Here is a 22,008-nt window from a genome sequence, read left to right on the forward strand (position 1 = left end):
CTTATGTCTTGAAAAGTTTGTTACAAAGGGAAATCAACGCCACTTGCTACCCTTCGGGTTCCGCTTTAGCGTTACAAGTCGGTGGCACTTCCTACAAGTCGGGAAACCGCAAGGACGGAGTGCCTTGGGAACCCGTCCAACGCAGTAGCTCCTCCTGACAACTTTTCGCTATGTCTTTGTAGTTAGTTTTTAGATAATTTTGCGTAAGTCCTGCCTGTGTATGAGTGAGTATTTATAGTGATTTTGTAAGTATGGAATATATAGCAGGAGGCAGAAGGTAAAACTACTGCCATCAAGAGCATTCATACTTTTAAAATGTCCTAACCTATGTGGCTACGGCTATACTACTTTAGTCCCACTATTTAGCAAGACCGTGTTCTAAAGCAAAACGAACTAACTCGGTACGGCTATTTGTGCCGGTTTTACTAAATAAACGACTAACGTATTTTTCTACATTACGAACGCTGGTTTCCAAACGACGAGCAATTTCTTTATTCATCAACCCTTCAGCAACTAAGTTTAAAACGCTTTGTTCTCTAGGAGTCAAGTCAATTTTGAAAGGAGTTGGAGATTGAGCGATCGCACTTCTTTGGGTTAATAAAGTTTTAATTTGGGCAATTTGATTAGCTAGTTCCGCAATATCAAGAGTTTCGCCTTCTTCACCCGTAGCTTGAGGCTTGGCTGTGCGGCGAGTTAGTAAATTTTCTACTATTGCTACTAACTCATCTGGATCGAAGGGTTTGGGTAGATAAGCATCAACACCAGCCTGATAACCTTGGATGCGATCGCCTGTCATGCCTTTAGCTGTTAAAAACACTACTGGAAGTGATTGGAAACGAGGATCTTCTCGTAGTTGCTTCAGGAACTGATAGCCATCTACCTGAGGCATCATAATATCAGAAATCACTAAGTCGGGTGTATTTTGCTGCATCAAATCCCAACCTTCACGGGCGTTACTGGCAACTTGAACGCTGAAACCGCTTTCTTGTAAATAATCTTTCACGGCTTCCCGCAATCCTGGTTCATCATCTACCAGTAACAATTGTGCTGACATTGAAAGTTTCCTTGAGTTTACCTTTTTCCAATTTAGCGAAAGTTGACCAAATAATTACGAATTACGAATTACGAATTAGTAATTATTTCGTGTTATGGCTTCCACTAAATTTTTAATATTGTTATAGCCACTCAATCATCTTGGCATTTTCTGGTAGTTTAGCCTCTTGTTGCCCAGAATAACGCGCTCTGGCAGTAAACAGCCCAATAGGAGTATTTAAGATGTCTACAAGGGTGGCTTTACCTGCGATCGCCTTCACGCTATCTTTAGGTACTTCCTTCAATAACCAACGTCCCAAGCGATAGCCGCATTCCTTTAGGGTAATTTCTCGCATCAATTTTACGCCGTGCAACTCGTGTAAATAGCGATTTGAGCGTCCATAACGCTGCCATTGACTTTTTAGCTCTTTGAATGTGGTACGGTGACGGTGCTGTACGATCGCTTCTGGAGAAAATTCCCAACGCCCAACATTTTCTTGTAAAATCCGCCAACAGATATCTGCATCGCCGCCAGTGGTGAGATAGGGACGAAATAAACCCACTTTTTCTAAAGCAATGCGTCGAATGGCTAAATTAGCAGTTTGGCCATAGGGACAAAAGGAATGGCCAAGAGTGTGCTTTTGTGATAAAGTTTCTTGGCTATTGGCGTGTTGTTCTAAAAGAGTGTTACCCGGTAAGGCGACAATTTCACCTACAACAATAACCACATCTGGCTTGACAAAAGGCTGAATTAATGATTTCAACCATTGTGATTGCGGACGGCAATCGGCATCGGTAAAAGCAATAATTTCGCCAATAGCAGCGCGAATACCAGTATTACGAGCAGCATAAGAGCTTTGAATTTGGTTTTCGCTGAAAGAGCGAATTGTAATTGAGCTATTTTCGGCAGATATTTTCAGGTAGTTAAGAGTGCGATCGCTACTATTATTGTCTACAAGTAAGTACTCTACCCGGTCTTTGGGGTAAGTTTGAGACAAAAAACAATTAATTAACTCTGGTAAATCTGTTTCACCATTATAAATAGGAACAACCACCGAAACCATTGGCAAGAAGCTGTTGGCGGTGGTTGTATCGACTAGCTGATGACTCATAGAAGTATGCAGGATGAAGTGTGCAGGATGAAGGATAAAATTTTATCCTTACCCTACGGAAAGCTACATTTTGCAGCATCTACATCTTTTATACTTGTTTAAATCTAGATTTGGGAATGCTGATATAGTTAAAATTTCAAGTCGTTGGCGCGAGCGCTCATGGGTTGAGTGGGTAGTATGATTGGAGACTGGGCAAAGTTATTACCAGATAAAACTGCGATCGCGCGGGCATATTGCGGATCATTTTTAGTACCAAGTAAACTTGGGTTGGTCGCCAATTGACGCTCTTGGGCTTCTGTCAAATCTAGTTTGATATCTGGGGTAATTCCTTTATGGTTAATATCTGTTCCCTTGGGAGTATAGTAATGGGCAATGGTGACAGCCAAACCAGAACCATCTGACAGTTCGTGAACTGACTGTACTAATGCTTTGCCAAAGGTTTGACCACCAATGACTACAGCCCGCTTATTATCCTTGAGAGCCCCTGTCAAAATCTCACTAGCACTTGCTGAATTACCATCAACCAATACCGCTAAGGGAAGTTTTGTCAAGGCAGTGCGATTGGCTTTACTATCCTCAGTGCCTCCTCGACGGTCAACTGTGCGGACAATTCCGCCATCGTCGATCCACATCCGGGCAATTTCAATGCTGGACTGCAATAAACCGCCAGGATTACCGCGTAAATCTAACACAAAAGCATCGACTCTTCTGCCGTTTAAATCGCGGATGGCTCGGCGCATTTGATCGGAAGCATGGGCACTAAACTCGCGCAAACGAATATAACCAACCCGTCGATTTCCTTCTTGCTTAAGGTTATAACTGACTGTTGGTATTTCAATTGTTGCCCGTGTCAGCTTCACATTAAAAGCATTCTGTCCCATGCGTCCTAGACGTAATGTAATGGGAGTACCTGCTTTACCACGAATTAGCTTGGAGGCATCATCCACTTTCATATTAAGAGTGGATTTACCATCAATTGCTAAAATTTCATCACCTGCTTTGACTCCACCTTTGAGCGCTGGGGAGTTTTCTATAGGTTCTACGACAGTCAGCCGCTTGGTTTTTTCGTTTACTTCCATGCGGATGCCAATCCCAGAGACTTCCCCAGATGTTTGGTTGGTTAAGGCTTCATACTGTTTGGGATCCATAAACCGTGTGTAAGGATCACCCAATTTTTGTAAAGCTTCGCGAATGGCTACATAAGCTTCTTCATTAGAAGAATAGTTCTTGCTTAATAAGCTTTGCCTAGTTGCTTGCCAATCTTGTTGATTAAAACTGCCATCAACATATTCACGATTTACCACTTGCCATACTTGGTCAACTAGGGTTTTGGGGCTATCTTGTAGGGCAGCCCGGACGCTGCGAGTCCAAGCAGAGCCAAATACAGACATGGTGGCGGTCGTGGCGATCGCTCCACCAATCAAGGCTACTTGGAGAGGCGAGTAACGTTTCGCAGATTGGTTCATGTATATCAGTTGGATTAAATTGTATTGTTGACAGTCTAGCAATCAGGCTTTTGAGAAATTTTTAAGTTTTTATACTCAAATTTCAACTATGCTATATTCATCACTTTCCCCTTAGAATTATCCTTAAAATTTTGCAGGATTTTATGAGAAATAATTACCACACTTGCCGGATTTTTGGCAGTCTAATACGACACTATTAACTTACTGTGACGATAATATGACACTTTTGCCAGTGTCATCTTTACACCCTATATTATTTTTATAAGATAGCATTTTGCCGACTTAATAGCAGGTCTTTTTGTCATGATTTAACCAAGCTTTGATTACCAATGTCATGAGACATAAATTTACTAAAACTTCATCGATTTTTGGGTATAGGAAATTCCGTAAAACGTGGCAATTGTTACAAAAATTAGCTTTTGGTTTATGTCTAATCTTTGTCATTTGGATGATTTGCATCACTATAACCCTAGTTTTCGCTTCTTCCAAGCCAGTAGATGGATTTTTTGTATTAGGTGGTAGTATTCGCCGAGAGATCTACGTTGCTCACAAACTAACACAATATCCGCAGACCCCAACTTTAATTTCTCATGGCTCCCCAGACCCTTGTATATGGATGATTTTTCAGCGAGAAGCGGCAAAGTTACAAAATGTTTGGTTAGAAAATTGTGCAAGTTCTACTTTTGAAAATTTTTATTATGGTATTCCAATTCTGCGACGTTGGGGAGTGCATAAAGTCACGTTGATTACTTCACCAAGTCATTTACCCAGAGCTAAATGGATGGCACAAATTCTATTGGGCGCTCATGGCATTTGGGTGGAGACAGACATTGTTGAGGAGTTTGGTATTCCTGGAAATCGTGAGTCTCGGCTGAAAACTGGACTCGATTTAACGCGCAGTTTTTTTTGGGCAATTTTGAGTCAAATAATTCAACCGCAATGCTCACAGGTGACTAAATTGGCTGATGTAGATATACAAGCTTGGCAAAGTCGAGGTTTTAAATGTGAACACCAAGGGAACGTGGAAAGATAAGTCTGGAAATACTTACAGGTAAACCATCGCAGCAATAGAGGCGCTTAGCGCGTAGCGTCTCCCTTCTATTTTTTTACGTAATTTTTGTAACTTCTTCAGGAAAACCCAATATCCTTGTTGTATACAAAGTTATACCTAAATTCACAGATTAGCTGAAATCTTATGTCTAGCCAACAACCAAATTCTAACCAACCATCTAAAAAACAAATAAATCAAACAAACAAAAGCAGAAAAAAACCTCTAAATAACGGCAAACCAAGCAGAACAGACCAATAACTAGAATGGGTATCTTAAATAACTAATAAATAACTAATGTAGTGCTTGCTGTCGTTTTTTAAGCTGATTTGTTTGCCCAATCAATGGCGCAGATATATTCGCCCATGTGACTAAAATCTAATGCCAGAGCTAGGATTAGAGAACGTGCTAACTTCAATAAATATAGTATCTTCTTACGTAATATTACTTGGAAAAATTGCTACTATATTAATTCTCTGGTCAGAGAAATGAAAGAGCATGAATCTTACCTGTCTTGATAAGAAAGTTTCTGTTTTATGTTATACAATACTTACGTACCAAAATATTCCCAATTTTATCTGATTCAATCAAGAATCTAAGCTATTTAGCAATAGAAGCGGCAAAATAACTAAAAATCTTCTTTACATATTGCAACTAAAGTGTTTTCTAAATTAGAAATGCTATGTGTTATGTATGCTACTCTTTATAAAGAAAATCTAAAAGAATTCATTACAGTGATCGCGTAGATGCACTGAAGTTAGATAATTGATTCAATCATGATATTGATACAAACACAGGGTTAGACTTTTGTGATATCAATTTATACCAGTGAATCGACCAAATACTCTGCCGGGTCTGACATCGGGCAAATGAGCCGCATTTTAGTAGTAGAAGATGAAGAATTAATTCAAGAAATGCTAGTTGTAGCATTAGAAGAAGAAGGATATGGGGTAATTACTGCCCCTGACGGGCGTTCTGCTGTCGAGTATCTGAAAAGTTTTGAACCCACCTCAGGAGAATTTCCCTTTGATTTGATTATTCTTGATTTGATGCTGCCGCAAATCAATGGGTTGGATATTTGTCGTTTACTACGTCATCAAGGAAACCCCGTACCAATTTTAATGCTCAGTGCCAAGGGTAGTGAGACTGATCGGGTTTTAGGGCTAGAAGTAGGAGCAGATGACTATCTGACCAAACCCTTTAGTATGCGGGAATTAGTGGCTCGTTGTCGGGCGTTACTGCGTCGTCAACGCTTAAGCACCATGCCACAACTACCAGTCTTAAAATATAAAGAAGTAACTTTGAATCCTCAAGAGTGCCGTGTGTCGGTTCGTGGGCAAGAGGTGAATCTTTCTCCTAAAGAATTTCGTCTGCTAGAACTATTTATGAGTTATGCTCGCCGCGTATGGTCACGGGAGCAATTGCTCGATCAAGTTTGGGGGCCGGATTTCGTTGGGGATAGTAAAACTGTAGATGTACACATTCGATGGTTGCGTGAAAAATTAGAGGAAGATCCTAGCCATCCAGAATACATTGTGACTGTAAGAGGATTTGGCTATCGGTTTGGGTAATTTGTGGAGATAGTTGTTAGTTTTTATAAAACATAACGTAACTAACAACTCAAACTTAAATGCTCTTATTGGGATTTTTTCTAGGTTTGGCGGTAGGCGTTGGGTTGTGCATTTGGCAACAAATTCAGCTGAAACGTTACTTGGCGCGGGAAATCCAACCATTAACCTCCCGTTCTCAAGTGCTGTTGCCATTGCTCCCTAATTTGCAAAAGGCAATAGCAAGATTGAAGCAACAGCGCCAAGAGTTGCAGCAATCACTGCAAACTTACCAAGACCTTCTAGATTTTGCACCATTGGCATATTTGCTGGTAGATGAAGAAAACCAACTGCTGTGGTGCAATCGGCAAGCGCGGGAAATTTTGTATTTGCAAAGATGGCAACTAGGACAGGTACGCTTATTACTAGAGTTGGTGCGATCGTATGAACTTGACCATTTAATTGAACAAACTCGCGATCGCCAAAAACCACAGACAACAGAGTGGGTATTCCACCCTCCTTGTGATAATGCGGTAGAAATGCCAAAAATCAAATCTTTAACTTTGCGGGCTTCCAGTTTACCATTGCCAGATGGTCAAGTAGGAGTTTTTCTAGAAAATCGCCAACCTCTAGTGGATATGAATCAGGCGCGAGATCGGTCTTTTTCTGATCTGGCTCACGAACTAAGAACGCCACTGACTTCGATTAGTCTGGTTGTAGAAACTTTACAAAACCGTTTGGAACCTCCTTTAAATCGCTGGATTGATCGATTAACGCAAGAAGTTGATCGGCTGATTAATTTGGTGCAAAACTGGTTAGAACTTACCCAAATGGAAGCAACCCCAGACATTCAGTTACGAACCAAACCAGTAGAAATGCGATCGCTGATTATGTCTGTGTGGGAAACTTTAGAACCATTAGCACAGCGTCAGAAGCTATCTTTTAGCTATTTTGGGCCAGAAAATATTTGGATTAAGGCAGATCAAGCTCGCATTTATCAGGTTTTTTTGAACTTGCTAGATAACAGTATCAAATACAGTCATCCTTCTAGTAATATTTTTGTCCAAGCGGAAATTTTATCAGAAAAGGATAATTATACAGATGATTCTGTTTCCTCAATCTTGGAAATAAATCTTATTGATTCAGGAGTCGGCTTTTCTGAGGCAGATTTGCCCCACATTTTTGAGCGATTTTACCGGGGAGATAAAGCACGCACTCATTCCCCGTTAACAGAAGGTAATTCAGTAAAATCGATTGTTGGTAATGGTTTGGGTTTAGCGATCGTCCGGCAAATTCTGCTTGCACATGGTGGTTCTATCAAAGCGATGAATCATCCAGAAACTGGTGGCGCATGGATACAACTTCAATTTCCTGAAGTTGTGGCAAACTCACAACGCCAAGACTATAGTTAAAAATATCTTCACGTTTGAGATTACAAGTGTGAAAGCTGCTCTTTATAGTCCCAGTCCTAAAAATCCCCAGTTGGCACGCGCTCTAAGACGCTTAGAACGTGACGTGTTACGTATGGGAGCCTTGGTAGAACAATCATTTCGCCTCAGTCACCAAGCGTTATTTACTCGTGACTTAGCAGCAGCTGAGGAACTTCCCAGATTAGATAAAAAAATTGATCGCTTTTATAGACAAATAGAATCAGACTGTACGGCAATCATGACGCTACAAGCACCAACAGCGAGAGATTTACGCTGCTTGAGTGCTTTTATGCAACTAGTGCGAGACTTAGAACGCATTGGTGATTATGCAAAAGATTTAGCTGAAATTGCCATTAAAATTTTTCCTTATCCGCCTCATACTTCTTTACCAGATATTGCAGTCATGTCTCACCATGCACAAGCAATGCTAGCAACTAGCTTAGTAGCTTTGGCTGATTTGGATGAAGTCGGTGGACGAGGTTTAAAACACCTTGATGACACTGTAGACAATGCTTATAAAAATGTTTATCAGACTTTAGCCCAGCAACGGGATGTCCCAGGTGTAGTCGAGCCAATTTTGTTGTTAGCTCTGGCGATTCGTTGTTTAGAACGTATGGCAGATCACGCTACCAATATTGGCCAAAGAGTAGCATACATCGTTACAGGTCAACGTTCGTGAAGTACACATTGAATAACAAGATCCCCGACTTTTTTTTGAAGTTGGGGATCTGAGTGATTACTGACAATACTATAGCCATCCGATTTGATTAATGAACATATTTGCGTAGGGGGGAACAGGAAAAAACGGATTTAGGAGTGTACTGAGTTTTTTCACCAAATCAAATATGAGTCCTATAACTAGGTCGGCGTAAATAATTATTGTTGGAATCAGGCAGGGGGCAGCACTTCGGCTTCGCGGTAGTTGAGTTTCGGCTACGCTCAACTGCCGCGCAGCGCCGCACTGAGCCTGTCGAAGTGTCGAAACTCAGTGACCAAGGGCAGGGGGAGAAAGAGTTTGAGCCTTATTTACTTTTTGTCACATAGTTTGGTTTTATTGCACCGATTTACTTAGTTAAATAAAAATTAGTTAACTAACATACATTTCACTAAAAGCTTACCTTTTCTTAAACTTGCAGGATTAAATTAACCCAAGATCAACTAAAAATTACTTTTTGACTAGCTGATGTATCACACTTTTTTGGCTGCGATCGCATCGACAAGTTCGAGTGTCCAGTTAAGGGGAGCAACATCTAAAAAATCTTAAAAGTGAATCAACTTGAGAGATCATAAAAGGTAGTCTCAGGCAAAGTTCAAAAATGTTGTAGAAATTAGCATCTACTAAAAGTGGTAAGTTAATTAAGATTGTGAAGTTTTTGGAAAAACTAGTATCAGTATTTTTGCTAAATAAATTAAAAATGAAAGTATTAAATATGACTTAATAAAACAATGAGGTAGACATAAAATGAATCTAAAAAATAGATAAATTTGTCGTAAGAATTACTTATGTATTTGTCTAAACAAAATATGAGATTTTTCTAATATCAATTGTTTGTTAATCATCCCAATAAATATCAAAAAAGCTGAATTACTCAATTGAGTAATCATCAAATCAGACAAAACCATTTTTTAGTATAGTTGTGAATAAATTATTTATTATTTATAGTCTTAGTCTAAATTTAATTATCTTATCATAGATCATAATTTGTTCTATTGAAACTATCACAATACCTTTAATTAATCCCATAAATAAAACTCTATCAAACCTTTCCATAATGTCTTTTACAAGCCTTAATCCCAACTCTTCTAGTGCATCAAATAACCCTCCACTAAATGGACAGTTACCACAACAGTTATTTAGTCGCAGGGAAGTAATTCCACCACGCAACGATATACTCTGGCGCATCGAACGGGGAGCAGTTCGTACTGTAACTTGGAGTGAAGATGGAGCATTTATTACTCTGGGATATTGGGGTCCAGGAGATCTGATTGGCTATGCCCTGTCCAACGTCCAACCCTACCACATTGAATGTTTAACGAGTGTAGAAACGAGCATTCTGCCACCTCGTATCTGGCATTTGGATATTAATGCTTTATTGTCCCATATTCAACACTCCGAAGAACTGTTAAGCATAGTGCATCGTAAACCAATTTCGCTACGCTTATGGCAGTTTTTAGTATGGTTAAGTGAAAAATTTGGGCGTAATGTAGAACAAGGCAAGCTTATTGATCTAAATGTTACTCATCAGGAAATATCAGAAGTATTAAACACAACTAGAGTCACAGTAACGCGGCTTTTACAACAATTTGAAGAACAAGGAATGCTATTACGCTACAAGCGTCGGATTATTCTACCTTTAGCAAATAAATTAACCAAAAATATAGTTTAAAAAATTTGTAATTGACTTGTGTTAATTAACAAGGATTCTGTATACTCATTCATGAGGTTCATGTGTAAATTCCCTTAATACTTAAATGGTTAGGTATTTTACCATGACTGGAATTAGTTGGTGTGAGTAAAAATTTTTAAGATTATGACAAAATCATTCTGGAATGTTCTAAAGGTCAGTCCAGTTGTTGTCGCCGCTACACTTATTGCTGCTAACAGCGCTTTGGCAGCAGAAGTAAATGAACAGGTAACAACTGTTGCCCAATTATCCCAAGAGTCTAACGATATTGGTCAAGTAACATCCGTGTCTCAATTTTCGGATGTACAGCCTACAGATTGGGCATTTCAAGCTTTACAATCACTGGTTGAACGTTATGGCTGTATCGCTGGTTATCCCAACGGTACTTACCGTGGTAATCGGGCTATGACACGTTATGAATTTGCTGCTGGTTTGAATGCTTGTTTAGACCGGGTGAATGAACTGATTGCTACAGCTACAACCGACTTAGTAACTAAGCAAGACCTAGCAACTTTACAGCGCTTGCAAGAAGAATTTTCTGCTGAATTAGCGACCTTGCGTGGTCGTGTTGATGCCCTAGAAGCCCGTACCTCTGAACTAGAAGCTAATCAGTTCTCTACTACCACCAAGTTAAAGGGCGAAGCTATTTTTGCTGTAGCTGGTGCTTTTGGGGATGAAAGAGTAGGTGGTGGCGATTTACAAGATAATATCATTTTCGCTGATCGGGTTCGTCTGAGCTTGGAAAGCAGCTTTACAGGTCAAGACAACTTGCAAGTACGTTTAAATGCTGGTAACATCACTCAATTTGATGGTGGAAGTAGTTCAAGACCCAACGTCACAGGAACTAGCATGACTCGGTTGGGTTTTGATGGCGATACTGGTAACAGTGTTGGAATCGATAAAGTTAATTATGCTTTCAACCTCGGCCCAGCACGCGTTAAAGTTGATGCTACTGGTGCTGAACTTTACGAAAACATCAACGTCTTTAACCCCGACTTTAAAAGTAGTGGTTCAGGTGCGCTCTCCCGTTACGGACGTTTCAGTCCCATTTATCGCACCAATTCCGGTGGTGCTGGTGTAACAGTAGAATTAAATCCCACAGGTGCTATTACTTTAAGTGGGGCTTATCTAGCCAGCAATCCTAATAATCCTGTTGATGGTAGCGGTATTTCCGATGGTAGTAGTACTGCATTGGGTCAAATAGCTTTTAAACCCAGTAAAGCTTTGAACGTGGGTCTGACTTATGCCTACAATTATCAAAACAGTGGCACTGGTGTAAACCTTTTTGGTAGCACAGGCAGTGCTTTGGCAAACAGACCATTTGGTAATTTCGCCTCCACATCCAACAACTATGGTGTACAGGCCACCTTTCAACCAAGTTCAAAACTGACCGTTGGTGGTTGGGCTGGTTATAGTGTCGCTACTGCTGAATCTGGCCCTAACAAAGGAAAAAATGCAGATGCTTTCTACTGGGCTACTACACTCGGATTGAAAGACTTTGGTAGAGAAGGGAACTTACTTGGTTTTATTTTTGGTCAGTCGCCAAGAATTACCGAAAGCGAGGTCGCAGGTGGAGAAGATCCTGATACCTCTTATCATTTAGAAGCTCTTTACAAAATGCGCTTTAGCGACAACATTGCTATCACTCCTGGTGTATTGGTAATCTTCAACCCTGAACACAACGACGCTAACGATACGATCTACGTAGGTACAATTCGTACTACCTTCAGTTTCTAAAATTGAGTTAATAGTTTTTAAAAGCCCGCCGTCGTAAAGCGGGCTTTTGCTTTGGGAGAATATCTTAGAGGGGATTATAATCTTGTTGATTAGAGATATCTATTGGAGGTCGATCGCTACTCCATGCCCACCAAACAAAACCACAGTTACACTTGTAAAACTCTTGCCATTTACGACGATGGTCTTCTGTCATTACAGGCGATCGCCGGTTGATCCAAACTTTGAGAGCTGCTAGGCTACTTGAGTGGCATTTAGGACAGTAAAATCCATCAGCATGAATTGCCTCGTCTGTCCATTTAGGTGGGATGGGAGCAAAAGCGTCCATGTAGTTAAAAATATAGTCTTAATGGTTATTCAAAGCTTTGAGACTTTGAACTTGGGGTAAACGGATACCACAGAATCCCGTTACACAATCAAACTCATCAAAGATTAGCACGAAAAGGGGAATGGATGAGAGAAGGCGATCGCTGTTTAAAAGTGATAAATCAATTATTTAATCTTTGTTGCTGTCGTATGAGTCTATCTTGTTGTTGCCTAAATTGTTCCTGCTGCTGTTGTTGTCTTAGTCTCAGTTGATCTTGCTGGTATCGAAGCCTGAATTGTTCTTGTTGTCTAAATTGTTCCTGCTGCTGTTGTTGTTGTAGTCTTAGTTGATCTTGTTGGTATCTAAATTGTTGCCACAATTGTTGAGGCTGTTGTTTCAATTCATTCTGGCGTTGACTCCATCGCTGCTGTTGCCTTCTCAATTCTTCTCGCCTTTGTGCTTGTTGCTGTTGTCTTCTCAATTCTTCTCGTTGCTGTTGTAATCTCAGTTGATCTTGGTTTTGAGAAAGTGTCTTAACGATTTCTGCCGATGCAGAAGAATTAATTAGCGATACTATTGCCAGCATCAAAACTGATAGCCCTGATTTAACTATCAATGAGTAATTCAACATATATTTTTCTCTTGGATTACTACTTAAACATTTTTAATTAGGACTTACGCAACGCCTATATTGTCATTGCGACCGGAACGGAGTGTAGAAAAGCAATCCCAGCGTTAGGGTAGATTACTTCGCTATCGCTCGTAATGACGGAGTTACGTTATTTTTGCGTAAGTCCTGTTAATGTAATATAACGTTAAAATTACTTAAGTGACATCACCTAACAGAGTAATCCAGCCTAGCCGTGCGTTAGGCTAAAGTCGTAACACACGCTACTAAAGATTTACTCTAAGAAAAAATAAAACTATTAAAAATTAACGTGAGTCTCCAACGGAGGCGCACGTTAAAAACTAAAGCTACTTCTTAAAATACCAATAGTCACAGGGTCATTATCTGGTGTATGTCCTGGTTCTAAAATATGAATTATCCCTGGTGTAATACTGATATTATCTGTTAATTGAAAACGATAAAATGCTTCGATTTGTGTAGTTGTACCCGGTTGTCCTCCTGCGCGTCCTAAACCGGTATTGATAAAGTCCGGGACATTACTACCCACAGGTAAATTACTACTTGTGATTTTGGGTGGTTGTCCGATATAAATTCCCCCCAGATTGCCCTTAGCAAACAAGTCGGGAAAATTCAGAAACACCATATAATTTGTCGTTTCTACATTGCCCGATCGCCCAGGAATATATGATTTAGTATAACCACCCCATGCACCTAAAGTAATATGGGGTGAAACTTGCCAATTGACAGTAGCACCAACAGCATTAGTTTGTAGAGGTTGTGATTTACCAGTACTACTATCAACCACAGTTAAACATTCGTCGCCGACAAAGTTAAGTAAACAACTGTCAGAAGAATAATTATTGACATAATACAAACTCAAATCAACAGCATCACTGGGCGTTAACAGCAATTGCACACCCGTCGTAGTATTGCCATCAAACAAACCACTGCGCTGACCAGGATTACCAGGATTATAACTAGTATAAATTGCCTGTAAACTAGCACGCTTGGCAAATTGCCAATCTACAGCAATCCCACCGTGTCCGTAACCTATATTTAAAATCGGGTTTCTTTGAGCAAAATAAGATAACGGCCCTGTAGCAGCGCTTTCGACTCGGTTTGGCCCCCGGAAAGCATACGGCATACTCACACCATCTGTTCCTACCATTACTGCTAAGTTATCAGTGACTAGCCAATGAAAATTCAGGTCACTGATAATCCAGTTATCGGTAGGAAATTCGTAGCCAAGTAAAACGTCATTTCGAGAAACGCGATCGCGTGTAACATTGTTATTGTCAAATCTAGGGCTAGTGCTACCTTTACCAACTAGCAAACCTGTAAACAAATAACTACGGGGACTAAATTGACTGGTTAAATACAGTTGGGTTAAGGATATGACATTAGCATTTGTACCCCCATCGTCTGTATCTTTAATGCCATCTCTAGGATTGACATCGCCACGATTGCCAGTTCGTTCTTGCACACCAACTATCACTAGTCCGTTAAGTTTAGTTGTGGCTGAGAATTGATTGGCTGCAATTTCGGCAGTACGGGTTTCTAAACTATCGACTCGACCCCGCAAAGTCTTTAATTCAGCAGCAAACTCTGTTTGTAATCTTTGTAAAGTTGCTAAATCTGCACGGGTAACTAAATCACTTGTACCTGTAGCGATTAATTCATTGACTCGATCTAAACAAGCATTGACACCTGCGGCAAATTCGTACCTAGTTAAAGAACGATTACCACGATATTTCTCGTCTGGATAACCTGCAATGCAGCCGTAGCGTTCTACCAAAGACTGGATTGCTTGAAATGCCCAGTCGGTGGGTTGTACATCTTTCAATTGTGAAACCGATGTGACTTGTGCCATCGGTTCAGTATTTTCTAATGAAAACTGATCTGCATTAGCACTCTGATTAGCTTCAGTTTCTCTGTAATCCTGCGCTATCGCTTTTTGTGCTACTCCGTTGAATCCTGCAACTAGTAGCCATGCAAACATCCAGATTTTGCCACTATTACGCCTAGTCAGTTTAGTTTTCAACTTTTTACACTCTACTCCCACACTTCAGCAAGAGTGTATTCAGAATTATTGAGTGATGACATGGGGAAATTTACCGAGTTTATACCAAACTAAACTGAAAAACTTCTAGGCAACATTTCAAAGCGCGAGTATAAAAGAAAAGCAATAAGCACAAATCTAGCTACTTAATTTACTGAGAATAATATGGCACATCGATCGCGCAAGCTGAAGGCAAAATCTTCTAAACCAAATCAGCCTCATGCAGATGCAACTCCAGACATTCCCCCAAAACCTCTAGAAAAGAAACAGCAAGGCAGTTGGTTGTCATCAACTTTAGCGATCGCAATTTTATCTAGTAGTGTTGGGTTAGTTATAGCTTTTACCTGGATTAGTATTGTTCTCATCTGGAATCCCGAACAAGCAAGCTGGGTGAATAAATTTTTACCCGCTTGGGCAAAACTTCCTTTGAGTAGTAACGAACCTCCCCAAACTCTCCCTCAAATTCAAAGCCAGTTGAGTCAACAAAAACGCGTTGCTGGGGAAACCATACCTTTAAACGAGGGAGACAATTCGTTTTTATTGCCAGTTTTTCAGCAGATTCCTTATTGTCAGTCTGATTGTCAAGAAGTTGTGGAACTAAGGGTTTATCAGCTTTCACAAGATTTAGAGTTCCAATCACAGCCAGAAAAATATTATCGTCTAGCGACTCAATTCCCGATAACTGGGTTAGAAGAATCTTTGGAGGATAGTACAGCAGAACGCCAAGATACCAATACTGTCCTACCTTTAAGTGAAGTGAAACGCTTTGAAAAGGATGCGCCATCACCAGGAGTTTGGTTTTATGTACGCGGTCAGCGTCAAGAAAAAACGAATGCCATCGCCTACGGTTACATTGTGTACTACAATCCAGCCCGCACTAACTTACAACAAATGTTGACTTGGAAAAGTCCCGGCGGACAATTACCCAAATGGCAAGAAGTAACTGGTGGTGGTGCAAAAGAATTAGTCATCGATCAAACCGTAGGTTTAGAACCACAGTTAAGCGTCTACCAAGTCAAATCTGTGAAGTTATATCTCAACCCCATTCAATTAGAAGCAATTGACCTCAATCCCCCAGCATTGAAAGATTCTGCATTCCAAAATGCTTTATTAATTGCCCGTAGTGGATTGTGGACACCAGCTTTTGAGTGGTTAAAATTTATTCAAAAACAACACAAAAAAACTTTACCAGCAACAGCAAAAGCCCAAATTGATTTGATTCGCTTACATTCTCAACTGACTAAAACCCAAGCAGCAAAAATTTGGGCAAGTCCTAGTCAACAGGTACTAGCAGAGTTAATTGATGGTCGCTGGGGAAAAGCTTTAAAAGTATTTGAAGCATCACCGCAGAATGTACAGGAAGTTGCCATTTTACTCAAAGCAGATCAAGGTCGGTTATGGAATCGCACGGTTGCAGCCTTGCAGGTTAACCCAGATAGACCAGAAGTAATTGCTTGGGGGGCATTAATTTTAGCAGTTCAGCAAGGGGAAGAACGTGCTAACTCCTGGTTAAAAACACAACCAAAAATTAGCACAGCTACCCTTACTTATATTCAAGGTTTGTTAAAACGACTGAATGCAGATGCTGTATAAACTTGACTTTCTCCTAACTACTTAATGCTTTGAAAAACCGTTGCAAACTTTTAAATATGTTGGGCTTTTTGGCAGGTGTAGCATCTGTTGTTGTTTGGGCTTGTCCCTTAGAGAGAATCAAATCCAACTCATCGCCGGATGGTTTTTGAGGTAATTCGGCAATTTTTTGATAGTTACCGTTAGTTTCTGTCCATATTTCCCACTGTCTGGGGTAGCAGCGTAGTATGGCTGTTTGATCATCTACAGGACGCAGATAATAGCAGGATTCAATCGTACTAATGAAACGCTGGCGGGTTTGCCTAGCTGTATAACCAATACCGACAATTCCAGCATCTTCAAGACGGGGATTTAACATTACCAAAGGGCGATCGCCTATGGCTTCACATAGCTTTTCAATCTGAGGAACTTCTACGGAAGTGGGGTTAATGAATAAAAAAATTTCGTCTTCTGGCTGAATTTTAGACTGTAAAGAAGCAGCTCTACTTGTACCAATATCCAAAATTTTAAATGGCGCATCTGCCCAATCGCGCCGGGCTAAGGCAGCACTACCAGCATCAGCAAAGAAAACTTTCAGGCGAGACTCGTATTCTGCGAACAGTGGTAGAAAATCTTCTGCTACTACCAAGGGTTTAAGTTCAGGGAATACGTACTCAACTTGTAAGCGAGTATAGCCATCTGCAAGGGCAGCTTGGGTGGCTAACCGTGACTGGGCGATCGCATCTTCAAGACTGTTGGGAAGTTCACTCATAGTCTGTATGTAGCTTTAGCATCTATAATCCTATTGTTTCAGCAATGAGTATTCCAAATTCATAGAGTGCGATCGCGAATTTACGCTAAAACAAAAGTTACTTGCAAAACACATAGTTTCATTGATTCTCACCTACTTACTTAACCAAACCCATTATTTATTACCTTTGTGATCTGCAAATGACCGTATTTATTGCATCCAATTGTTAGTTTATTCTTTTTTATAGGTAGAGTAATACCTATAAGAAAAAGGTTTGGTTAACGACCAAACCTAGATAATTGCTGTGCTTAACAACGTACTACATTAATGTAGACTTACTTTTTTCATAGTTCATCTTCCTTTGGTATATATATAAATATTTTGAATAATTATAAAATTTACTTAATTGAAAAATTGGTTCTCTACTAAAAATACTTATAAGACTCCTATTTGATTTTTGAACACGATTCAGTACATATCTATCCCTTCTTAACTGTTCCCTACCTACACAAATAAATTTGGGAATCAAACCGGACTACTATAGTATTTACCATATATTTTTTGATCTAAAAAACTATTATCTGTTTGTCTCTCTATTCGGCATATACAAATATATTCAATTTTGCTATTAGGTGTTCTCGTAAGAGTAGCTGCTAATACGTCTATGCAATCTTTGCAGTAGCTTACGGCAAAGCGCTTTGCGTCTAGCTTCATCACTCGTCTAATCTAATTTAGTGCATTTTCATACAAAATTGGCATCAGACTTCACTATAGTCTATGTTTCATCAATACTAGTGCTTTTAAAAAAGAAGACCCTGGCTTTTTACCAGGGTACATACACGTTTTTCAGGCATTAACAAATTGAATTATAATTACACCTAAGATATATCTCCCCTACCTACCGAAGGATAAAATACAAAATAATTCATAGTGTGTGTAGCAATTTTCACATATGGGAATAAATATATTTTTAAGGCTCTAAATCACGCTGTTGTTAATATCATTAAATTATTTTTTTAATGAAAGAGGCTTGGATTTTCACCAAGCCTATATATACCAAGAGTTTACCATTTATAAAAAATTTAATCCCAACTATTTCTTTCATTCATCTATCGGGAGTATTATTCACACATTTTTAAAACCTGATACAGAGCTACTTAGATTATTTCATAAATAATATTTAGCTATTATAAAATATTCAATATTCAATACTTCTCAGATTAAATTATATTAACTTTAATGATGAACTATATAATAGCATTTTGTTATTTTTTATTTTGATACTTATGAAAAGAATTTTCCATAAAATATTACAGTCTAAAAAAGACTTGGTTTGCCACCAAGTCTTAAGTAGAAGTAGAATCTATCAAAACAATTTAGCGATTTTAAGTTAAGTTTTTCATCCTCCTATTGGAGGATACAAAAGATATGTAATGGAATACTACTTAGTTAGACATGAAAAAGGTTTAGCGGAATGCTAAACCTCCATAGAAAGCAGTTATTCGACACACCAGAATTAATTTAGTTCTACTTTTAACTTAAGTCATCTTCCTAGAGAACGTGTCCAACTAGTCTGTAATATGATAAGGCATAAATTTAATAAATTATATAGATATTTCAAATTCAATTATAATAAAATTTTCAATATATTATACTCAAAAATTCTGTTTTGGTAGGCAAATTGGCTATTTTTTTTGCTAACTGCAACTATCTCTAGGATTCCTATTTTACTTTTGAGTAAGATTGTAGAAAAACATTGATGTTACTAAAGTAACAGTCTAATTAAAAATTTAAAATTCCTCCAAACCCAGTCTGACAAAGCGTTCAATGATCAGATCGGTTTCTATAATCAACTTCTCCTGAGAATGAGGTTCAAGTGGCTGAATTGGCTGTTGGACTTTAGTAACAGGAATTGAAGAAAAAGAAGGTGAGTGCGATGCCTTATCTTTCAAAGATGCTACTGCGAACGACGAACGCGCTAATGATGAGGATTGAAATTTGGGCTTTAGTTGTGTAACTTGTGCAAATGCATCAAGTCCGAACACCGTCCCAGCAACTGCATACATAGTGGGTTTAGCAAAGTATTGAGCGCCTAAATATCCCAGCGCTATTGCTGATGTTACTGCGGTGATGCTTGCAAGAATAATTTGCTGTTGTTTCAATTGCTTATCCTTAATTCTGATAATTATTGGCAACTAAGTGTATATTTATTTACGGATAAACTTTTTGGATTACTGTCTTGGTTGTAAATAATATTCCTAATCGAGTAGTCCAAGCTTATAAGATAGCAACTTGCTACTGTTAAATATACCGCGCATCATAACCTACAAAAATTGTACTGGTTATATTAAGTCAGGACTTACGCAAGCCCAAGTTGTCATTGCGACCGAAACGAAGTATAGGGAAGCAATCGCAGGATTTTTGCGATTACGTCGCTATCGCTCGTAATGACGAAATTGCGTTAGTTTTGCGTAAGTCCTATAAGTAAGTAAATTAGGACTGACGCAAAATTAAGGAAAAACGTAGACCGAAGGGCTGGCCGCAGGCAACCACAAAGAACACATAGACGCTTTTATGAAAAAAAGTTTGAATTTAGCAAAGAAAGCCGCAGGCAACCACAAAGAACACATAGACGCTTTTATGAAAAAAAGTTTGAATTTAGCAAAGAAAAAGGATGTGATACTGTACCCTTTAGAGGTAATATTTACTATTCTTTACAAAAGATTTTGAAATATATCGCTCAAAATCTACAACATGGAAGCATCTTTTGAAATCACCCTACAGATGGTGATCGCTGTTTTTGCAGGTATTAGCGCCCAAGTACTAGCGGCGTATTTTCGTGTACCTAGCATTGTCTTGTTATTGTTAGTCGGCATTTTGCTTGGTTCTGATGGTATTGGGTTGCTGCACCCCAATTTGCTAGGTATGGGACTGGAAGTGATTGTTGCTTTAGCGACGGCAATCATTTTATTTGAGGGCGGACTTAATTTAGATCTGCGAGAGTTGGGTAGAGTTTCAGTTAGTCTGCAATTGCTTGTAACTCTAGGAACGCTAATTACACTGCTTGGCGGTAGTATGGCTGCTCACTGGCTAGGAGAATTTCCGTGGAACATAGCTTTCCTTTACGCTTCTATAGTTGTGGTGACAGGGCCAACTGTTGTTAGTCCTTTACTCAAACAAATCAATGTAGATCGACAAGTAGCAACTCTTTTGGAAGGCGAAGGAGTTTTAATCGACCCTGTAGGAGCTATTCTGGCATTTGTTGTGCTTGACACGATCGTAAATGGTGATGCTGACCCCATCAATGCCATCATTGGTCTAATTATGCGTTTGGGTATTGGCTCGGCTATTGGCGGTGTCGGCGGCTACTTGATGAGCTTGATTTTTAAACGAGCTAATTTTTTGTCATTCGAGCTAAAAAACTTGGTGGTTTTAGCGATACTTTGGGGTCTGTTTTCTTTGGCGCAGACTATCCGCAGTGAATCGGGTGTCATGACAACAGTAGTTGCAGGAGCAGTGTTTGCCAATTCTTCGGTTCCAGAAGAACGCCTATTGCGTAGTTTTAAAGGTCAGCTGACAATTCTCAGCGTTTCTGTTCTATTTATTCTGCTAGCAGCTGATTTATCGATCGCTAGTGTGTTTGCTTTGGGTTGGGGTAGTTTATTTACTGTTTTGGCATTGATGTTTGTCGTTCGCCCGATCAACATCCTTTTGTGTACTTGGAATAGTGACCTGAACTGGCGACAAAAATTGTTTTTGAGCTGGATTGCCCCTAGGGGAATTGTTTCGGCTTCTGTTGCTTCTTTGTTCGCAATTTTGCTGACTCAGCGTGGTATTAATGGTGGTGATGCCATTAAAGCTTTAGTTTTTCTCACAATTATTCTGACAGTTGTCTGTCAAGGGCTAACCGCTGGCTGGGTTGCTAACTGGCTGCGAATCACTTCTAAGGAAGCAACTGGAGCAGTAATTGTGGGTTGTAATCCCTTAAGTCTTTTGATTGCCCGCTTTTTTCAAGAACGAGAAGAAACAATAGTGATAATTGATACTGACCCGGAACGGTGTGAACAAGCAGAAGCTCAAAATCTCCGGGTCATTGCCAGCAGTGCGCTAGATGTTACGGTTTTGGAAGAAGCGGGATTAGATTCTATTGGCACTTTTTTAGCTATGACCAATAATGGCGAGGTGAATTTTGTCTTGGCTCAACGAGCTGCTGAGGAGTTCAGTCCACCGCGCGTTTTGGCAGTTTTCCCGCGTGATCCACAAGCGAATCCGAACTCAAACAATAAGGTTCACCAAGCTTTTGCAACAGATGTAACAATTAAGACTTGGAATGAATATCTGAATGATGGGCGAGTGAAGTTAGGAACAACGACGTTGAGTGAACCAGAACTTTCTCAACAACAGGGTCGGATTCAAGAAAAAATTCAGGCTGGAGAGTTGATACCTTTGCTGGTAGAACGAAAAGAACGCCTCCAGGTAATACCAGTCAACCAAAAGTGGGAAGCAGGCGATCGCATTATCTACTTATTGCATGATCCCAGGCCTAATCTATTAAAACGTCTATCTGGTGGCAACCAATCTACTCGTTTAGCTCTAGAAAAGTTACCAGAGGTTGAAGAAGTACCGCTAGATAAATTATCTGAACTTTTTACCAGCGATACTCCTGGTAGTTGAACTAGTACAGCACAGCGCAAATAAACAGACCATTAAAAATCGATATAAGCCTATAAAATAACGTGAGTTCGACGGTTGAAAAAACCCCGCTTTCATTTCTCTTTCCCCGCCTTGTACCAAGTGGCGTGATTTTTCTCCCCTGCTCCCTGCTCCTTGCTCTCCTGCTTTTTCACGGATTCTAAATTCGTGAACAAAAGTGCTTGTTACCACAATTGCCTAATTTGGCTGAATCAACATTTCTGTAAA

General features: G+C 39.6%; 16 protein-coding genes. 8 read left to right on the forward strand and 8 right to left on the reverse strand.

Annotated elements, in window-relative coordinates; all coding sequences use genetic code 11:
• Nucleotides 1-358: 358 nt before the first annotated feature.
• The 3 genes from QI031_RS11615 to ctpB all read right to left on the reverse strand — a co-directional run bounded on the left by QI031_RS11615 (nucleotide 359) and on the right by ctpB (nucleotide 3,610).
• Nucleotides 359-1,054, reverse strand: a complete 696-nt coding sequence (locus QI031_RS11615) for a response regulator transcription factor (RefSeq protein ID WP_281485312.1) — start codon at nucleotides 1,052-1,054, stop codon at nucleotides 359-361.
• Nucleotides 1,055-1,175: 121 nt separating this feature from the next.
• Complete coding sequence (locus QI031_RS11620; RefSeq protein ID WP_281485313.1) at nucleotides 1,176-2,144, reverse strand: glycosyltransferase family 2 protein; 969 nt, start codon at nucleotides 2,142-2,144, stop codon at nucleotides 1,176-1,178.
• 128 nt (nucleotides 2,145-2,272) lie between these two features.
• On the reverse strand, nucleotides 2,273-3,610 hold the full coding sequence (ctpB, locus tag QI031_RS11625; RefSeq protein ID WP_281485314.1) for a carboxyl-terminal processing protease CtpB: 1,338 nt from the start codon (nucleotides 3,608-3,610) through the stop codon (nucleotides 2,273-2,275).
• A 334-nt stretch (nucleotides 3,611-3,944) separates the two neighbouring features.
• Between ctpB and QI031_RS11630 the strand changes: the two genes are divergently transcribed.
• The 6 genes from QI031_RS11630 to QI031_RS11655 all read left to right on the forward strand — a co-directional run bounded on the left by QI031_RS11630 (nucleotide 3,945) and on the right by QI031_RS11655 (nucleotide 11,777).
• Nucleotides 3,945-4,643: a YdcF family protein gene (locus QI031_RS11630; protein WP_281485315.1), complete on the forward strand. Its 699-nt coding sequence runs from the start codon at nucleotides 3,945-3,947 to the stop codon at nucleotides 4,641-4,643.
• An 833-nt stretch (nucleotides 4,644-5,476) separates the two neighbouring features.
• Nucleotides 5,477-6,229: a response regulator transcription factor gene (locus tag QI031_RS11635; RefSeq protein WP_281485998.1), complete on the forward strand. Its 753-nt coding sequence runs from the start codon at nucleotides 5,477-5,479 to the stop codon at nucleotides 6,227-6,229.
• Nucleotides 6,230-6,288: 59 nt separating this feature from the next.
• A complete protein-coding gene (locus QI031_RS11640; protein ID WP_281485316.1) occupies nucleotides 6,289-7,617 on the forward strand; it encodes a sensor histidine kinase in 1,329 nt (442 codons plus the stop codon).
• A 28-nt stretch (nucleotides 7,618-7,645) separates the two neighbouring features.
• Nucleotides 7,646-8,314 carry a phosphate signaling complex protein PhoU gene (phoU, locus tag QI031_RS11645; RefSeq protein ID WP_281485317.1) on the forward strand — a complete coding sequence of 223 codons (669 nt, stop codon included), beginning with the start codon at nucleotides 7,646-7,648 and terminating at the stop codon, nucleotides 8,312-8,314.
• Between the two features lie 1,093 nt (nucleotides 8,315-9,407).
• Nucleotides 9,408-10,022 (forward strand): Crp/Fnr family transcriptional regulator, encoded by a 615-nt coding sequence (locus QI031_RS11650; protein ID WP_281485318.1) that lies wholly within the window; start codon nucleotides 9,408-9,410, stop codon nucleotides 10,020-10,022.
• A gap of 144 nt (nucleotides 10,023-10,166) precedes the next feature.
• The gene (locus QI031_RS11655; RefSeq protein ID WP_281485319.1) at nucleotides 10,167-11,777 is read left to right on the forward strand and encodes an iron uptake porin; all 1,611 of its coding nucleotides are present in this window, start codon (nucleotides 10,167-10,169) and stop codon (nucleotides 11,775-11,777) included.
• A gap of 64 nt (nucleotides 11,778-11,841) precedes the next feature.
• On the opposite strand, the gene QI031_RS11660 is transcribed toward QI031_RS11655, so the two are convergent.
• The 3 genes from QI031_RS11660 to QI031_RS11670 form a co-directional block, all read right to left on the reverse strand.
• A complete protein-coding gene (locus QI031_RS11660) occupies nucleotides 11,842-12,102 on the reverse strand; it encodes a hypothetical protein (protein WP_281485320.1) in 261 nt (86 codons plus the stop codon).
• Between the two features lie 160 nt (nucleotides 12,103-12,262).
• Nucleotides 12,263-12,712: a hypothetical protein gene (locus QI031_RS11665; protein WP_281485321.1), complete on the reverse strand. Its 450-nt coding sequence runs from the start codon at nucleotides 12,710-12,712 to the stop codon at nucleotides 12,263-12,265.
• 331 nt (nucleotides 12,713-13,043) lie between these two features.
• Complete coding sequence (locus QI031_RS11670; protein ID WP_281485999.1) at nucleotides 13,044-14,708, reverse strand: iron uptake porin; 1,665 nt, start codon at nucleotides 14,706-14,708, stop codon at nucleotides 13,044-13,046.
• 225 nt (nucleotides 14,709-14,933) lie between these two features.
• Here QI031_RS11670 and QI031_RS11675 point away from each other — a divergent pair, with 225 nt between their 5' ends.
• Nucleotides 14,934-16,361: a hypothetical protein gene (locus QI031_RS11675; RefSeq protein ID WP_281485322.1), complete on the forward strand. Its 1,428-nt coding sequence runs from the start codon at nucleotides 14,934-14,936 to the stop codon at nucleotides 16,359-16,361.
• 13 nt (nucleotides 16,362-16,374) lie between these two features.
• Here QI031_RS11675 and QI031_RS11680 read toward each other — a convergent pair whose 3' ends face one another.
• Together QI031_RS11680 and QI031_RS11685 are read right to left on the reverse strand one after the other, a co-directional pair.
• Nucleotides 16,375-17,109, reverse strand: a complete 735-nt coding sequence (locus QI031_RS11680; protein WP_281485323.1) for a DUF1995 family protein — start codon at nucleotides 17,107-17,109, stop codon at nucleotides 16,375-16,377.
• A 1,769-nt stretch (nucleotides 17,110-18,878) separates the two neighbouring features.
• Nucleotides 18,879-19,250 carry a hypothetical protein gene (locus tag QI031_RS11685; protein ID WP_281485324.1) on the reverse strand — a complete coding sequence of 124 codons (372 nt, stop codon included), beginning with the start codon at nucleotides 19,248-19,250 and terminating at the stop codon, nucleotides 18,879-18,881.
• Between the two features lie 592 nt (nucleotides 19,251-19,842).
• Between QI031_RS11685 and QI031_RS11690 the strand changes: the two genes are divergently transcribed.
• Nucleotides 19,843-21,762 carry a cation:proton antiporter gene (locus QI031_RS11690; RefSeq protein ID WP_281485325.1) on the forward strand — a complete coding sequence of 640 codons (1,920 nt, stop codon included), beginning with the start codon at nucleotides 19,843-19,845 and terminating at the stop codon, nucleotides 21,760-21,762.
• Nucleotides 21,763-22,008 lie beyond the last annotated feature (246 nt).

It is taken from the genome of Halotia branconii CENA392 (assembly GCF_029953635.1).
GTDB lineage: Bacteria > Cyanobacteriota > Cyanobacteriia > Cyanobacteriales > Nostocaceae > Halotia > Halotia branconii.

Bases quoted from the DNA above. Each gene is read 5' to 3' on its own strand.
- QI031_RS11615 (WP_281485312.1), bottom strand. From the start codon at position 1,054: ATGTCAGCACAATTGTTACTGGTAGATGATGAACCAGGATTGCGGGAA.
- QI031_RS11620 (WP_281485313.1), bottom strand. From the start codon at position 2,144: ATGAGTCATCAGCTAGTCGATACAACCACCGCCAACAGCTTCTTGCCA.
- ctpB (WP_281485314.1), bottom strand. From the start codon at position 3,610: ATGAACCAATCTGCGAAACGTTACTCGCCTCTCCAAGTAGCCTTGATT.
- QI031_RS11630 (WP_281485315.1), top strand. From the start codon at position 3,945: ATGAGACATAAATTTACTAAAACTTCATCGATTTTTGGGTATAGGAAA.
- QI031_RS11640 (WP_281485316.1), top strand. From the start codon at position 6,289: ATGCTCTTATTGGGATTTTTTCTAGGTTTGGCGGTAGGCGTTGGGTTG.
- QI031_RS11650 (WP_281485318.1), top strand. From the start codon at position 9,408: ATGTCTTTTACAAGCCTTAATCCCAACTCTTCTAGTGCATCAAATAAC.
- QI031_RS11655 (WP_281485319.1), top strand. From the start codon at position 10,167: ATGACAAAATCATTCTGGAATGTTCTAAAGGTCAGTCCAGTTGTTGTC.
- QI031_RS11660 (WP_281485320.1), bottom strand. From the start codon at position 12,102: ATGGACGCTTTTGCTCCCATCCCACCTAAATGGACAGACGAGGCAATT.
- QI031_RS11665 (WP_281485321.1), bottom strand. From the start codon at position 12,712: ATGTTGAATTACTCATTGATAGTTAAATCAGGGCTATCAGTTTTGATG.
- QI031_RS11670 (WP_281485999.1), bottom strand. From the start codon at position 14,708: ATGTTTGCATGGCTACTAGTTGCAGGATTCAACGGAGTAGCACAAAAA.
- QI031_RS11675 (WP_281485322.1), top strand. From the start codon at position 14,934: ATGGCACATCGATCGCGCAAGCTGAAGGCAAAATCTTCTAAACCAAAT.
- QI031_RS11680 (WP_281485323.1), bottom strand. From the start codon at position 17,109: ATGAGTGAACTTCCCAACAGTCTTGAAGATGCGATCGCCCAGTCACGG.
- QI031_RS11690 (WP_281485325.1), top strand. From the start codon at position 19,843: ATGGAAGCATCTTTTGAAATCACCCTACAGATGGTGATCGCTGTTTTT.